This is a genomic window from Novosphingobium sp. PP1Y, from assembly GCF_000253255.1.
GTDB lineage: Bacteria > Pseudomonadota > Alphaproteobacteria > Sphingomonadales > Sphingomonadaceae > Novosphingobium.
On sequence record NC_015580.1, the window covers coordinates 2,829,622 to 2,843,294 of the forward strand.

Sequence of the window (13,673 nt, forward strand, 5' to 3'; positions counted from 1 at the left end):
TACAACAACGGTTGTAATTTAATTCGAAAGCGCGCGACCACTCCGAATAGTCATAGGCAGAACGGTGAAGGCACAAGGAAAGGCCCGTACAAGCAGCCCCGAACCCAAGGATCGGCGGGATTGGCGTGCCAGCCTCGGAGAATGGCCAGGCATCTGGCTGTGCAGGGCCTGTCATTCGATGACCTGCACCATGCTTTCTGCATCAGAGGTTATATAAGGAGATAGATGTCTTCGGATATGTTCGGGCCATTCTAGAATACACGTTATGTTTACCATCTCCTGCGAGACTTACTGAATGCGGAGATTTTTCTCACACCAATTCCGTCATTTAATTCTGCATCTGCACCGCCATAAGGGCGGTGGCGTCGGTGTCATTGCTGGCCTTTCCCTGCCTGTTGTCCTTGGTGCTGCAGGGCTTGCCTTCGATATAAACCGCGGTCTTGAACAACAGGCGGCGAACCAGCGGGCAGCGGACATGGCGGCCCTGGGCGCGGCAATGGCCTTCAAGGAGAGTGCGAGCGAAGCGGTACTCGAGCCGACCGCAAAGGACATCGTGCGGGCCAACGGGATCGCCGGCGCGACGGTTGAGGCAACCGTGCGCGAGGATTTTCCCTCGGCAGGCGACCAGTCGGTGCGTGTGACCGTGACGACCCAGGCGCCTTACACCCTCGCCAAGGTCGTCGGCATGGGCGATCGCTTCGCCGTGCAGACGCAGTCGTTCGCCTCCCTGACGACGCAGGCGCCTTATGCCCCGCCCTGTTTCCTCGCGCTTTCCAGTGCGAACGATGCGATCACCGTGACCGGAGGCGCTTCGATCGATGCGCCCGACTGTTCGATCGCGGCCATCGGCGGCGTCCAGAACAAAGGGCAGTTGATCCGCGGTCATGACATCATTTCCGGCAGCGGTGACATCTCCGTGAACTACGGCACCTTGTCTGCAGAAACCCTGCGCTTTGCCGGCAGCTTCAGCGCGCCCTCGTGGAACGGCAACGTCCCTCCTGCCGACAAGCGCAAGAACCAGCCGACCGAATTGGTCGACCCCTGGGCCGACAACGCCGAGTTGTCCGATGCCCGCAGCGAGTTGGGGCACCACACGAGCATTCCCGGTCTTTCGAATCCCGACACTTCCGTCTGCACGGGCGCCCGGGACTATGCCCTGGATTGGAATCCGAACGGGTCGAACCCTGCGAAAAACTACTGGACGGGGTCGGGCTACAACCTTCCGGCGGCGACGTACTGCATCAAGAAGCTGACGACCGGCGGCGGCCTTTCGATCAAGTTCGCGAGCGGTTCACGCATCTACGTGCAGCAGGGTGTCGCGATCAGCGGCGGCACCAGCGTGGACTTCGGAGACTCTGACATTTTCGTCAATGGCGGCTTCGACAGCGGCTCCAGCGGCGTGACGATCGGCGACGGTACCTTGTGGATCGGCAGCGGGGGCCAGGTCAAATGGCAGGGCACGAACCACAAGGGCAATGGCACCGTCATCATCAACCAGACCATCAAGCTGGGCGGCGGCCAAAAGTTGCTGGTGGGCGACGGCAGTCACTTCTTCGGCGGGTTCGATCTTGGCGGTGGCGGTTCGGCCAAGATGGGCGACGGCGATTTTACCGCGGTTGCGGGGATCTTCATCGCGGGCGGCAGTGAACTTGCCGTGGGCGACGGCGATTACCTGATCGGTCCGGGCAGCGGCAATTCGGCAATCAAGCTCTCGGGCAGCGCCATATATCTCATGGGAGACGGAACTTTCAGCGCTAACGGCGACATCGATACCGCGGGCGGCAGTCGCATCGCCTTCGGTCGCACGCGCAATCACTACATCAATGGCAATCTCAAGATAGCCGGTTCGGCCGTCTTCGGCGCCGGACGCTACACGATCGCCGGTGACTTCGCGAACGGCACCGGCGGCACCACCTGGCCCTATACTTCGCCGCTCAATGGCATCACTTATGGCTCGGCCTTTTCGGGCTACGACATGGGTGGCAGCGACGTGACCTTCATCCTGGGCGGCACGCTCAACCTCGCCGGCGGAGCCAGGACCAAACTGGTCGCGCCCAGCGGTTCGGTGGCCGGGGGACAGATCGCTGACCTCCTTGTCGATTCCCTGACCACGGCGGACACAAACTGGACCGGTGGTTCGGCAAACAACTTCGCCGGCACCGTCCATGTACCCAATTCGAACGTGAAGATGTCCGGTGGCAACACGACTCTCGGGAACGGTCAGTGCTTCACGCTGATTGCCGGGAAGATCGCGGCGAACGGCGGTGCAGCGACCGGGTCTGCATGCCAGTCTATGGCAGGCGATACGGACGGCAAGTCCAGTTCGATCAGGCTTGTGCGATGATGCTCGGTTTGCTGCGCAAGATCCGCAGGGCGGAGGGCGGCGTCGCCACGGTCGAGTTCGGCATCTGGGTGACGACCTTCTTTCTCGTCATCATGGGCGTGCTCGACTTCGCATCTTTTTACATGGAGCGCTCGCAGGTGAACGAAGCCCTGTCGGCCGCCGCAACCAAGTCCTTCGCGGACCGCGAGAATGTCGACTTCGGCGCGTTACCCGTCTACGTGCGCAATTTCGCCGAGATGCCCACGCTCAGCGTATCGGCAAGCTGCAATGGCGTAGCCGGCTCCTGCACCAATATCAATCGCACTTGTGCCTGTCTCAAGACCGACGGAACGTATAGTGCCGGGACCTGCGGCAGCACCTGCAGCGGTTCCGGGATGACTTCAGGTTCGACTGCGGGCTATTATGTCACGCTTTCGGCCGATCACAGGTTTTCGCCGATCCTTTTGCCTGGCGGGCTGCTCAAGGGCACATCCACGGGGCAATCCGTCACCGTGAGGGTGCAGTGATGCGCCTGTTTTCCCGGCTCGCGCGCAGTACCCGCGGCGCGACGATCGTCGAGTTCGCGCTCGTCGCGCCGATTTTCCTGATCATGCTTTTCGGCATCATCGAGGGTAGCCGCGCGTTCTGGGTGAAGCAGACGCTGGAGCGCGTCGCCCATGCCACGGCGCGGTGCATGTCGGTAGATTCGGCTTGCGCCACCACCGCTACGCAAAAGCAATACGCCGTCGAGCGTGCCAAGGCTCTGGGCGTTACTGTCGAACCTTCGGGCATCGTGATCACCGGGGCCACGACCTGCAAGGGCAACGCGAACTCCAATTCGGTGACCATCGCACGCCCCTTCGACACGGTGCTCCGCAATATCGTCCCGATCGTGCCTCAGGAACTCAGTGGCTCGGGTTGTTTCCCGATTCTGACCTGACCTGCGCTTCCCTCCCCAGGGCTCGTTGGCAAATGCTCGAAATCGAACCCGCAGCGCCAGCATAGGCGCTGGACATCTTGCCCCGATCTGAAAGGGAATGGTGCGCCCGACAGGATTCGAACCTGTGGCCCCCAGATTAGGAATCTGGTGCTCTATCCTGCTGAGCTACGGGCGCACTCGGGGCGGGTCCTAGCTTGGCTTTTTCGGGTTGGCAATCTGTTCCCGTCAGTTTGCCTGTTCGGGCGGCGTTACCGGGAATGGCAGCGGCATCAGGGCGATACCTTCCTCCAGCAGTTCCTGTGCTTCTGACGCGCTCGTCTGTCCGTGGATCGCTTCGGCCTCGCGCTCTCCATAGTGCATGGCGCGCGCGTCTTCGGCGAAGTTCTTGCCCACATAGCGCGAGGATTTCAGGGCTTCGGCCTGCATCTGCGCGAGCTTGCGGATCACTTCTACGGCCTCTGCCGGAAGCGGTGCGCTGGCGACGGGAGCTGTCGGCGCTTCGACAGGCTTGGAGGGCTGCTGCGGGCGAGCGGGCGATTCGGCCAACTGGTTGCCCTTGCGCGAAAGACGCGGGGCCTGGATGGCCTTGCCCACTTCGGCAGATCCGCAATGCGGACAGGAAACGAGCCCCCGCTCCTGCTGACGCGCAAAATCCTCCGAGGACTTGAACCAGCCCTCGAACCGGTGCGGGCCGGATCGGCATTCGAGATCATAGACGATCATGGTCAGTTCTATTTGGCTATTGTCCGCCGATTGGCAAGACTCGGTAATTGCGTACGAATTTCCGCGATGCGGGCCGGATCGATTTCGGCAAAGCCGAGACCGGCCTTTTCGCCGCCCATGTCGAGGACGATTTCCCCCCACGGATCGATTGCAAGCGAGTGACCGTAAGTCTCGCGCCCGTCCTCGTGCCTGCCGACCTGGGCCGCAGAGAGGACATAGGCACTTGCCTCCACGGCGCGGGCGCGTTGCAGAAGATGCCAGTGCGCCTTCCCGGTCGGCACGGTAAAGGCCGCCGGAATGGCGATCACGTCGCAATGGGCCCGACCGAGTGCTTCGTACAGTGCGGGGAAGCGCACGTCGTAGCAGATCGACAGGCCAAGCCTGCCTAGCGGCGTTTCCACCGTGACCACTTCGTCTCCGGCGGCATAGGCATTGGATTCGCGCCAGGATTCGCCTGTCGAAAGATCGACGTCGAACATGTGGATCTTGTCGTAGCGGGCGCGGATCTCGCCCGTCTCGTCGATCACGAAGGCCCGGTTCGCCCAGCGCTCGTCCTTGCGCACGATGGCCAGCGAGCCGAGATGAACCCAGATCCCCTCGCGCGCAGCGGCTTCGCGAACCGCTGCCAGCACGCGGTCCTCGGCCTCGCTGCGGATGACCTCGCGAGCGCGCGAACGTTGACGGTCTAGCAGACCCGACATCTCCGGCGTGAACAGCATCGCCGCCCCGCCCTGCTTCGCTGCGGAAACGGCGGATACGATCGTCCCGGCATTCGCCTCGGGATCGATGCCAGTGGTCATCTGGAACAGGGCCGCGCGGGTCATGGCTTCAATCGGTTGCGGTCAAAGGCCGAGGATCGGATCGAGCTTGCCCTGGCGATCGAGGGAATTGATGTCGTCGAAGCCGCCATAGGGCGTACCGGCAACAAGGACCTGCGGCACCGTGCGTGCACCGGGAACGCGCTCCACCATCTCGTCACGCTTGGGGCCGCCCATGGTGATATCGTATTCCTCGTAGGAAACTCCCTTGCCGTCGAGCAGCGACTTGGCCGCGACGCAATAGGGACAGCCCCACTTGGTGTAGATCTCTACCTTGGGTTTGCTCATGGACAATCGCTCCTTCAATCTGTGCTGACGGTCACTTGAAAGTGGGCGCCGGTATCATATCTAATGTGACGAGTCATGGCCCACAGTGGGGATGGCTCGATAGCAGGGCGCCGGATTTCACGGGCCCGGACAATACGAAGATTGCTCATTGGAGGATTTTTGTCATGAACCGTATCGACTTTTCGCCTTATCGCCGCAGCATGGTTGGATTTGATCGCCTTTTCGACATGATCGAGAACCAGAACCGACCCAACGCAGGCGACAAGTATCCCCCGTTCAACATCGAACGCCGCGGCCAGGATGCCTATCGCATCACGCTTGCCGTTGCAGGCTTCAAGCCCGCCGACATCGATATCACCGCCCAAGCCAATCTCCTGACCGTCAGGGGCAACAAGCCCGACGAGAGTGTCGAGGGCGAGTATCTGCATGTCGGTATCGCGCAGCGCGGGTTTGAGCGCCGCTTCGAGCTTGCCGACTATGTCCGCGTCGACAGCGCCGATCTTGCGGACGGCCTGCTCGTGATCGACCTCGTACGCGAAGTGCCCGAGGCGATGAAGCCCAAGAAGATCGCCATTGGCGGCAACACGCTCACGGTTGTCGACAACGCGTCGGACGAAGGCACCCAAGCGGCCTGATCGAAGCCGTTCGAAGAACAGAAGTCTGGGGGCGGCCTGGGAAACCGGGCCGCCCTTTTTGCTTGGCGATCTCCCTTTACTGCAGCTCACTGCAATAGAGGCTACCGCAACTTAACTACGAGACTAAATATCGCTGCAAGATTGTTTAAGCGCTTTGAAACAGTGGGATAAGGGCCCGCACACGAGGCCATCTTAAATCGCATCAAAGACTTGGGCTCTAGATAGCTTCTCCAATGGAAAACATGGGGGGACCATCAGAGCAATGAATCGATTGCGGATCAGTCACCGTCTCGTGCTCGCCTTCGGCCTGCTGCTGGCGATCATGGGCACAATGGGAGTCTTCGCGCTCAAGCAGATCGGCGAGGTCAATGCCCTCACCGAGGAGCTGAACGACAACTCCCTTCCGGCTTCGCGGGCACTGGGCGACCTGCATGCCTACGTATCGCAGTATCGCATCCATCAGGAAGACACGGTCAAGGCCGCCGGCACCCCGGCATGGGAGCGGCAGGTCAAGGTCCTGCGCAACTCCGGCGCGGTGATCGACGAAGTCCTCGCCGACTACGCCAAGCACGTGAAGCGCCCCGAGACGCTGCAATCGCTCAAGGGCGTACGGGAAAGCTGGCAGGCCTACGTCCAGCAGAACGACGCGATCCTGAACCTGGCGCAGGGCGACAAGCCCGCTGCGGTCGACATGTTCGACGGCGAAGGGCTCGATGCCTTCTATGCGATCGAGGATCAGCTCCTGAACCTGATCGACCTGAACGCCTCCACCGCCAAGGCGGCAGCCGCGGAAGGCGAGGCAATCCATGCCAATGCCCGCCATGTCATGCTCGTGGCCGCGATCACCGGCGTACTGAGCGCCATCGGCCTGATGCTCTTCCTCATGCGATCTATCGCGCGGCCAGTGAAGCAGCTTTCCGAATCGGTGCGCAGCCTGACCGACGGCGACATCGATGTCGTCATCCCGGGCAGCAACCGCCGCGACGAACTGGGCAGCCTGGCCCGCGCGCTGGAGAACTTCCAGCGGCTTGTAGCAACCGACCAGCAGCGCGCGCACGAGGAACAGGAGCGCGCCCGCGAGCTCCAGATCACCATCGATGCCATCGGCAATGGCCTTGCCGAGCTGGCCAAGGGCAACCTTGTCCACCGGGTTCCCGCTGCGCGCGGTTCGCTCGCGCAGCTGCACGAACACTTCAATGTCGCCGTCTCGCGCCTCGGCGAAACGATGGGCCGGATCATCGACGGCTGCCAGTCGATCCGCATCGGTACGAACGAGATCGCAACGGCGACCTCCGACCTTGCCGAGCGCACCGAGAAGCAGGCAAGTTCACTCGCCGACACCTCACGCACGCTGAGCGAGTTCACCAGCGTGGTGCACGTCACTGCCGAGAACGCGCGCCAGACCAGCTCGCGTCTGGGCGTCGCCCGCGAGACGGCCGACCGGGTGGAAGGCATTGCGCACGAGGCCGTGGACGCCATGCGCAGCATCGAGACGACTTCTCGCCAGATGTCCGAGATCATCGGCACCATCGACGGAATCGCCTTCCAGACCAACCTGCTCGCGCTCAATGCCGGGGTCGAGGCGGCGCGTGCCGGTGAGGCCGGCAAGGGCTTTGCCGTGGTCGCCACCGAAGTGCGCGCCCTCGCCCAGCGCTCGGCCGATGCCGCCAAGGACATCCGCACCCTGATCGACCGCAGCAGCCGCCAGGTCGGCGATGGCGTTGCACTCGTCGAGAGCAGCGGCGAAGCCTTGCGCCAGATCGTCGGCGAAGTGGTCACCGTCTCCAACCTGGTCGACGAGATCGCCGGGGCCGCCGAGAAGCAGGCCGAGGGCATCTCGGAAATCTCGACGATGGTCTCCGGCATGGACAGCTTCACCCAGCAGAATGCCGCGATGGTTGAGGAAAGCTCGGCCGGCAGCCGCAGCCTTTCCGAGGAAACGCAGCAGCTCATGACGCAGATGGCCGCGTTCCGGATCAAGGACGGCAGGGGGCTCAACGACAATGCGGGCGGCGCTGCCAGGGATGGCATCGGCAACGCGGGACCGGTCATCGCCTCAGCGCCTGCGCGTAGCCTGTCCGCTGCTGCCCCGGCTTTCGTCGGCAATGCGGCACTGGACCTCGATGACTGGTCGGACTTCTGAAGCTTTCAAGATGAGTAAACGGGTGGCCTGCCGGAGGGGCCGGTCATTCCCATAAGAGAGGAGTGAGTGCATGAAGAATATCGTTCTCAAAGCCGCCGCGGTCGCTTCGGTTCTGATCATGACGGCGGCTCCCGCCATGGCCGACGACTGGCTCAACACCGTCAAGCGCTCCGTCGCTTCCAAGCAGACCTATCCGCGCACGGCGCAGATGCGCGGCGAGGAAGGCACGGCCAAGGTCAAGGTCTACGTCTCGTCCTCGGGCAAGGTCGAGCGTACCGAACTGGTGGCGACCTCGGGCTCGAGCGCGCTGGACCGCGGAGCCGAAGCCGTGTTCTCCCGCATGGGCAACCTGCCCGCGCCGCCGGCCGGAACCAGCTCGGTCGTCCTGCCGCTGACGTGGAAGCTGCTCTGATCCTGTCGACGAGATCCTGAAAAGGCATCGCCCCAAACGAGAAGGACCGGCCCTGCGGCCGGTCCTTTTTCATTTCGCGATGACTGTCGCCGGTCCGGTCAGACGAGGCGCGCCTGCTGCAGCGCCGCCGCGATAAATCCCTTGAACAGCGGGTGCGGATCGAACGGCTTGGACTTGAGTTCCGGGTGGAACTGCACGCCCACGAACCACGGGTGGTCCGGACGCTCGACAATCTCCGGCAGCAAGCCGTCGGGGGACATGCCCGAGAAGATCAGTCCGTCGCCTTCCAGCGCTTCGCGATACGAGCCGTTGACTTCGTAGCGGTGGCGGTGACGCTCGCTGATCGTCGTCGAACCGTAGATCGAGGCCACATGGCTGTTGGGCGAAAGCTCCGCCTGGTAGGCGCCCAGACGCATGGTGCCGCCAAGGTCGCCGCCGGCAGCGCGCTGCTCCAGGCCGTCCTTGCCCATCCACTCGGTAATGATGCCCACTACCGGCTCGCTCGTCGGGCCGAATTCGGTCGAGCTCGCCTGGGCGATGCCGGCCGAACGCGCGCCTTCGATGCAGGCCATCTGCATGCCAAGGCAAATGCCGAAGAACGGCACGCCGCGCTCGCGCGCGAAACGGACCGAAGCGATCTTGCCCTCGGTACCGCGTTCGCCGAAGCCACCGGGCACGAGAATGCCGTGCATCGGCTCAAGCTCGGCCGCGATCTCGGCATCGTCCTTCTCGAACAGCTCGGCGTCGATCCACTTGATGTTGACCTTGACCCGGTTGGCCATGCCGCCGTGAACGAGCGCCTCGTTGAGCGACTTGTAGGCATCGGGCAGGCCGACGTACTTGCCGACGACGCCGATGGTCACTTCGCCTTCGGGATGTTCGTAGCGGTCGGTCACCTCGTCCCAGCGCGCCATGTCGGGCGCCGGCGAAGTCAGTCCGAAATGGTGCAGGACTTCGGCATCGAGGCCTTCCCGGTGATACTGCAGCGGCACCGCGTAGATGTTCGGTGCGTCGAGCGCCGGGATAACGGCTTCGCGGCGCACGTTGCAGAACAGCGCGATCTTGCGGCGCTCGCTTTCGGGCAGTTCGCGGTCGCAGCGGCACAGCAAGATGTCGGGCTGGATGCCAAGACCGGTCAGTTCGCGCACGGAGTGCTGCGTCGGCTTGGTCTTCAGCTCGCCCGCCGCCGCGATGTAGGGCACCAGCGTGACGTGGACGAAGCAGCTCTGCTCACGGCCCATCTCGTTGCGCAGCTGGCGCATGGCCTCGACGAAGGGCAGGCCCTCGATGTCGCCGACGGTGCCGCCGATTTCGCACAGCACGAAATCGAGGTCGTCGGTATCGGACATTGCGAAGTTCTTGATCGCGTCGGTAACGTGCGGGATGACCTGCACGGTGGCACCGAGATAGTCGCCGCGGCGCTCCTTGGCGATGATGTCCTGATAGATGCGACCCGAGGTGATGTTGTCGCTCTGACGGGCCGACACGCCGGTGAAGCGTTCGTAGTGGCCAAGGTCGAGGTCGGTCTCGGCCCCGTCGTCAGTCACGTAGACCTCACCGTGCTGGTAAGGGCTCATCGTGCCCGGATCGACGTTGAGGTATGGGTCGAACTTGCGGATGCGGACGCGGAAACCGCGTGCCTGCAGGAGAGCCGCGAGGCTCGCTGCCATGAGCCCCTTGCCGAGCGAGGAAACCACGCCGCCGGTGATAAAAATATGCCGCGCCATGGGAGTCGGGCCTTAAATTGCATGGAGGCCCATAGGCAAGCGCCCAGAGCCTGAATCCACAGGTCAATACTACATGAAATGCCGCCTGCCACTGCCAGACGGCATTTCGGTTACGGGAAATGCCTCGGAATTACTGCTTGGCAGCACCCGAAAGCGGATCGTCGGCCGGCGCCTGCTGCGCAGTGCCATCGCCCTGGGCCGGTGCCGCGGCGGGATTCGCCGCGCCGGCAAGAGGATCGGCCGGCTGTGCCGGAGCCGTCGGCGCAGCAGCGCCGCGCTCAAGCGAAGTGTCGATATCGCGGCCGGTGGTCACATCGACGGCAAGCGCTGCCAGGATGATGCTCAGGACCACGAAGAGAACGGCCAGAACCGAAGTCGCGCGGGTCAGGAAGTTGGCTGCGCCGCGCGCGGACATCAGGCCCGAGGGGCTGCCGCCACCGACGCCCAGACCGCCGCCTTCCGACTTCTGCATCAGGATCACACCGACAAGCGCCGCTGCAATGAGCGCCTGGAGGACGGTCAGGAAAAGGAACATCTCAGTCTCAGCCTTCTGGGGAGCATCAAGCCCGCATCACACGTCGCGCAGATAGGCGCAACGCCTTCGCGGCGCAACCCGTCAACGGGTTTTCGCAAGGCCCGGCCATCAATGCCGGGCCCTGCAGCACTTTATCGATCAGTCCGCGTCCAGCGAAGCGGCTGCGCCGACGATCGCGAGGAAGCTCTCGGCGGACAGGCTTGCCCCGCCGACGAGCGCGCCGCCCACTTCGGGCACGGCCAGCAGTTCCGCGGCATTGTCGGCCTTTACCGAGCCGCCATAGAGAATGCGCACGTCCGCACCGCCCTCGCCGTAAAGCGCGACGAGCTTTGCGCGAATCGCCTTGTGCATCGCGGCCACGTCCTCAACCGAAGGCACCCGGCCGGTACCGATGGCCCAGACCGGTTCGTAGGCGACCGAAAGCTTTTCCGGTGCGCCGTCGACACGCGGGCACGAACCCTCGAGCTGGGCGCCGACGACCGTTTCGGCCTCGCCGGCATCGCGCTGGGATTCGGTTTCACCCACGCACAGGATCACGCCGAGACCCGCACCGAGCGCAGCCTCCGCCTTGGCCTTGACGTCAGCATCGCTTTCGCCGTGGAGCGTGCGGCGCTCCGAGTGGCCGACGATGGTGAAGTCCGCGCCTGCGTCCTTGAGCATCTGCGCCGAGATGTCGCCGGTGAAGGCGCCGCTTTCTTCGGCGTGGCAGTCCTGCCCGCCCACGCCGATGATGGCCGCTGCGTCGCGCGTGCGATAGATCAGCGTCGCCGGCGGCGCAACCGCGACCTGCACCTTGGGAAAGCGTGCCGCCGCCCGGTCGATCGCGCGCGCCTCGTTGAGCATCGCGCGCGTGCCGTTCATTTTCCAGTTACCGACGATGTAAGGCAGTCCAGCCATTTCCAACCCTTGATTTCATCAAGTGCGCAGCGCCGCCTTCGGTCCAGCCAAAGAATCGCCGCTCCGCTTGCGCGGCGCAGCTAGGACAGGCAGACCACCATTGTCAAAACACATGCAGCCTTCGTTCAGGTAAAACTTTCCTGTGTGTCGCTCAAGCAATCGCATGCGAGTCGGCATTGCAGTAACGCGCAAGCGCCCCTAAAGCCTGCGGCCGTTTCCTGCGAAACCTTCGTTTTCGCTCAAGTCATCGCTGATCGGCACGGATCCATGCTCACTTTCTTCCGTTCAATGCTCAAATCCAAGATCGGTGCGGCTGTCGCGCTGATCATGCTCGTCGTTATCGCGCTCGCATTCGCCAGCGGCGATATCGCCGGCCTCAGTTCCTCGGCCGGCCTCGGCGGCGGGACAAAGGTCGCAACCGTGGGCAAGGAAAGTATCGACGCCCCGCAGCTGACGCAGTCGGCCCGCGCCGCGCTGGAGCGCGTGAAGCGCAATCAGCCCACCGCAACCATGAAACTGATGGTGGCGGAAGGCGGAGTCGAGCAGGTCCTCGACGATCTCATCGACCGCACAGCGCTCTTCGTCTTCGGCAAGAAGCACGGCGTCGTTGCGGGCGATCGCCTGATCGACAGCGAAATCACGCAGATCCCCGGCTTCATGGGCGTTGACGGCAAGTTCAGCCAGGACACCTTCCGCCAGGCGCTCGCGCAGCAGGGCCTGACCGAGAAGGTCCTGCGCGAGGACATCGCCCAGGGCCTCGTCTCGCAGCAGCTGCTGGTTCCGGCCCAGTATGGCGCGGTGATGTCGAAGGATGCCGCCAGGCGCTATGCCTCGCTGCTCGGTGAGAGCCGCACCGGCACGATCGCAGCCTTCCCCTCCTCGGCCTTCATGCCCGAGAAGGACCCGACCGACATCGAGATCCAGGCCTTCTACAAGGACAACATCAACGAATTCATCCGGCCCGAGCGCCGCGTGATCCGTTACGCGACCTTCGGTGAAGACGCGATCAAGGCTCCCGCCGCGCCGACCGACAAGGAAATCGCCGCACGCTACGATGCCAACAAGGCGCAGTACGCCGCGCAGGACAAGCGCCGCATTACCCAGCTGATCGTGCCGACCGAGGCCGCTGCCAAGGCCATCGTCGCCGAAGTGAACGGCGGCAAGTCGCTCGAAGCGGCGGCTAAGGAAAAGAGCCTGTCGGCCGCCAGGCTCGAATTCTTCAGCAAGACCGATCTTAGCGAGCAGTTCTCGCCGGCCGTCGCCGATGCCGTCTTCGCCGCCGATACCGGCAAGCTCGCCGTGCCGCAGAAGAGCCCGCTGGGCTGGCACGTCATCCGCGTCGAGGAAAAGCAGGAAAAGCCTGCCCGCACCCTTGCCGAAGTGAAGGACGAGCTGGCCAAGCAGATCGAGCAGGAAAAGCGCCGCGCCGCCTTCACCGACGAACTCGCCAGCCTCGAGGACAAGTTCGCCGACGGGGCCAACCTGATCGAAGTCGCCAAGTCGCTCGGGATCGAGGTGCAGACCACTGCGCCCATCACCGCCGACGGCCAGGTCTATCTCAAGCCCGGCGAAAAGGCGCCCGACGTCATCGCCCCGGTGCTCAAGACCGCCTTCTCGATGGAGGAAGAGCAGCCGCAGGTCGCCGAAGTCGAACGCGGCAAGACCTTCATGATCTACGACGTCAGCGAGATCGACGCGTCCGCGCCGGCTCCGCTCAAGGAGATCAAGGACGACGTGAAGGTCGCCTGGTCGATGGACAAGGGCTCGCAGGCCGCCAAGGCCGCCGCGCTCAAGGTCCAGGCCGAGGTCAAGAAGGGCACCGCGCTCGAAAAGGCCATGGCGTCGGTCGGCAAGCGCCTGCCGCCGATCCAGCCCGTCACGATGTCGCGTCCCACGTTGACCGCCGCGATCCAGAACGGCCGCCAGGTCCCGGCACCGATCTCGCTCATGTTCCACATGGCCGAGAACACGGTGAAGGTGCAGGCCGCCCCGCAGGAACGCGGCTGGTTCGTGGTGGCCCTCAAGAAGATCGACCCCGCCAAGATCGATTCCGACGATCTGGTCGCCAATACCCAGAAGGAACTCGGCCAGCAGCTCGGCCAGGCCTATGCCGACGCACTCGGCAAGGCGATCCGCAAGGACGTGGGCGTCACCAAGAATGCCGCCGCGATCAAGGCCGTGCGCGACGAACTCGCCGGCACCGGTTCGGCCCAGTAAGCGCAGGCAGGAACG

The 13,673-nt window shown here is 63.6% G+C and carries 13 protein-coding genes and 1 tRNA gene; 7 read left to right on the forward strand and 7 right to left on the reverse strand.

Annotated elements, in window-relative coordinates; translation table 11 throughout:
- Positions 1 to 475 precede the first annotated feature (475 nt).
- The 3 genes from PP1Y_RS19360 to PP1Y_RS19370 are packed head-to-tail and all read left to right on the forward strand — an operon-like array spanning position 476 to position 3,263.
- Positions 476 to 2,344: a hypothetical protein gene (locus PP1Y_RS19360; RefSeq protein ID WP_369799484.1), complete on the forward strand. Its 1,869-nt coding sequence runs from the start codon at positions 476 to 478 to the stop codon at positions 2,342 to 2,344.
- The gene (locus PP1Y_RS19365; protein ID WP_051010080.1) at positions 2,341 to 2,850 is read left to right on the forward strand and encodes a TadE/TadG family type IV pilus assembly protein; all 510 of its coding nucleotides are present in this window, start codon (positions 2,341 to 2,343) and stop codon (positions 2,848 to 2,850) included. The genes PP1Y_RS19360 and PP1Y_RS19365 overlap by 4 nt, the downstream gene beginning before the upstream one ends.
- Positions 2,850 to 3,263 carry a TadE/TadG family type IV pilus assembly protein gene (locus PP1Y_RS19370; RefSeq protein ID WP_013833739.1) on the forward strand — a complete coding sequence of 138 codons (414 nt, stop codon included), beginning with the start codon at positions 2,850 to 2,852 and terminating at the stop codon, positions 3,261 to 3,263. The genes PP1Y_RS19365 and PP1Y_RS19370 overlap by 1 nt, the downstream gene beginning before the upstream one ends.
- Positions 3,264 to 3,361: 98 nt before the next feature.
- Here the strand turns inward: PP1Y_RS19370 and PP1Y_RS19375 are convergent.
- The 4 genes from PP1Y_RS19375 to grxC form a co-directional block, all read right to left on the reverse strand.
- Positions 3,362 to 3,438, reverse strand: a tRNA-Arg gene (locus PP1Y_RS19375).
- A 50-nt stretch (positions 3,439 to 3,488) separates the two neighbouring features.
- The gene (locus PP1Y_RS19380) at positions 3,489 to 3,986 is read right to left on the reverse strand and encodes a DUF1178 family protein (RefSeq protein ID WP_013833740.1); all 498 of its coding nucleotides are present in this window, start codon (positions 3,984 to 3,986) and stop codon (positions 3,489 to 3,491) included.
- An 8-nt stretch (positions 3,987 to 3,994) separates the two neighbouring features.
- Complete coding sequence (locus tag PP1Y_RS19385) at positions 3,995 to 4,810, reverse strand: carbon-nitrogen hydrolase family protein (RefSeq protein ID WP_013833741.1); 816 nt, start codon at positions 4,808 to 4,810, stop codon at positions 3,995 to 3,997.
- Between the two features lie 18 nt (positions 4,811 to 4,828).
- On the reverse strand, positions 4,829 to 5,092 hold the full coding sequence (gene grxC / locus PP1Y_RS19390; RefSeq protein WP_013833742.1) for a glutaredoxin 3: 264 nt from the start codon (positions 5,090 to 5,092) through the stop codon (positions 4,829 to 4,831).
- Positions 5,093 to 5,256: 164 nt separating this feature from the next.
- Here grxC and PP1Y_RS19395 point away from each other — a divergent pair, with 164 nt between their 5' ends.
- From PP1Y_RS19395 to PP1Y_RS19405, 3 genes are all read left to right on the forward strand, one after another.
- Positions 5,257 to 5,727, forward strand: a complete 471-nt coding sequence (locus tag PP1Y_RS19395; protein ID WP_013833743.1) for an Hsp20 family protein — start codon at positions 5,257 to 5,259, stop codon at positions 5,725 to 5,727.
- Between the two features lie 262 nt (positions 5,728 to 5,989).
- Positions 5,990 to 7,870: a methyl-accepting chemotaxis protein gene (locus PP1Y_RS19400; RefSeq protein WP_013833744.1), complete on the forward strand. Its 1,881-nt coding sequence runs from the start codon at positions 5,990 to 5,992 to the stop codon at positions 7,868 to 7,870.
- Positions 7,871 to 7,940: 70 nt separating this feature from the next.
- Positions 7,941 to 8,282, forward strand: coding sequence for an energy transducer TonB (locus tag PP1Y_RS19405; RefSeq protein ID WP_013833745.1), 342 nt, complete (start codon positions 7,941 to 7,943; stop codon positions 8,280 to 8,282).
- A gap of 98 nt (positions 8,283 to 8,380) precedes the next feature.
- Here the strand turns inward: PP1Y_RS19405 and PP1Y_RS19410 are convergent, their stop codons facing one another.
- The 3 genes from PP1Y_RS19410 to tpiA form a co-directional block, all read right to left on the reverse strand.
- Positions 8,381 to 10,009, reverse strand: a complete 1,629-nt coding sequence (locus tag PP1Y_RS19410; protein ID WP_007015136.1) for a CTP synthase — start codon at positions 10,007 to 10,009, stop codon at positions 8,381 to 8,383.
- A gap of 130 nt (positions 10,010 to 10,139) precedes the next feature.
- The gene (secG, locus tag PP1Y_RS19415; protein ID WP_013833746.1) at positions 10,140 to 10,544 is read right to left on the reverse strand and encodes a preprotein translocase subunit SecG; all 405 of its coding nucleotides are present in this window, start codon (positions 10,542 to 10,544) and stop codon (positions 10,140 to 10,142) included.
- 138 nt (positions 10,545 to 10,682) lie between these two features.
- Positions 10,683 to 11,441, reverse strand: coding sequence for a triose-phosphate isomerase (gene tpiA, locus PP1Y_RS19420; RefSeq protein WP_013833747.1), 759 nt, complete (start codon positions 11,439 to 11,441; stop codon positions 10,683 to 10,685).
- A 267-nt stretch (positions 11,442 to 11,708) separates the two neighbouring features.
- Between tpiA and PP1Y_RS19425 the strand changes: the two genes are divergently transcribed.
- Positions 11,709 to 13,658 carry a SurA N-terminal domain-containing protein gene (locus PP1Y_RS19425; RefSeq protein ID WP_041559019.1) on the forward strand — a complete coding sequence of 650 codons (1,950 nt, stop codon included), beginning with the start codon at positions 11,709 to 11,711 and terminating at the stop codon, positions 13,656 to 13,658.
- Positions 13,659 to 13,673 lie beyond the last annotated feature (15 nt).

What these genes read in the sequence shown, in the direction of transcription:
- PP1Y_RS19400 (WP_013833744.1), top strand. Translation starts at nt 5,990, where the DNA reads ATGAATCGATTGCGGATCAGTCACCGTCTCGTGCTCGCCTTCGGCCTG.
- PP1Y_RS19410 (WP_007015136.1), bottom strand. Translation starts at nt 10,009, where the DNA reads ATGGCGCGGCATATTTTTATCACCGGCGGCGTGGTTTCCTCGCTCGGC.
- secG (WP_013833746.1), bottom strand. Translation starts at nt 10,544, where the DNA reads ATGTTCCTTTTCCTGACCGTCCTCCAGGCGCTCATTGCAGCGGCGCTT.
- PP1Y_RS19425 (WP_041559019.1), top strand. Translation starts at nt 11,709, where the DNA reads ATGCTCACTTTCTTCCGTTCAATGCTCAAATCCAAGATCGGTGCGGCT.
- PP1Y_RS19380 (WP_013833740.1), bottom strand. Translation starts at nt 3,986, where the DNA reads ATGATCGTCTATGATCTCGAATGCCGATCCGGCCCGCACCGGTTCGAG.
- tpiA (WP_013833747.1), bottom strand. Translation starts at nt 11,441, where the DNA reads ATGGCTGGACTGCCTTACATCGTCGGTAACTGGAAAATGAACGGCACG.
- PP1Y_RS19370 (WP_013833739.1), top strand. Translation starts at nt 2,850, where the DNA reads ATGCGCCTGTTTTCCCGGCTCGCGCGCAGTACCCGCGGCGCGACGATC.
- PP1Y_RS19405 (WP_013833745.1), top strand. Translation starts at nt 7,941, where the DNA reads ATGAAGAATATCGTTCTCAAAGCCGCCGCGGTCGCTTCGGTTCTGATC.
- grxC (WP_013833742.1), bottom strand. Translation starts at nt 5,092, where the DNA reads ATGAGCAAACCCAAGGTAGAGATCTACACCAAGTGGGGCTGTCCCTAT.
- PP1Y_RS19360 (WP_369799484.1), top strand. Translation starts at nt 476, where the DNA reads ATGGCGGCCCTGGGCGCGGCAATGGCCTTCAAGGAGAGTGCGAGCGAA.
- PP1Y_RS19395 (WP_013833743.1), top strand. Translation starts at nt 5,257, where the DNA reads ATGAACCGTATCGACTTTTCGCCTTATCGCCGCAGCATGGTTGGATTT.
- PP1Y_RS19365 (WP_051010080.1), top strand. Translation starts at nt 2,341, where the DNA reads ATGATGCTCGGTTTGCTGCGCAAGATCCGCAGGGCGGAGGGCGGCGTC.
- PP1Y_RS19385 (WP_013833741.1), bottom strand. Translation starts at nt 4,810, where the DNA reads ATGACCCGCGCGGCCCTGTTCCAGATGACCACTGGCATCGATCCCGAG.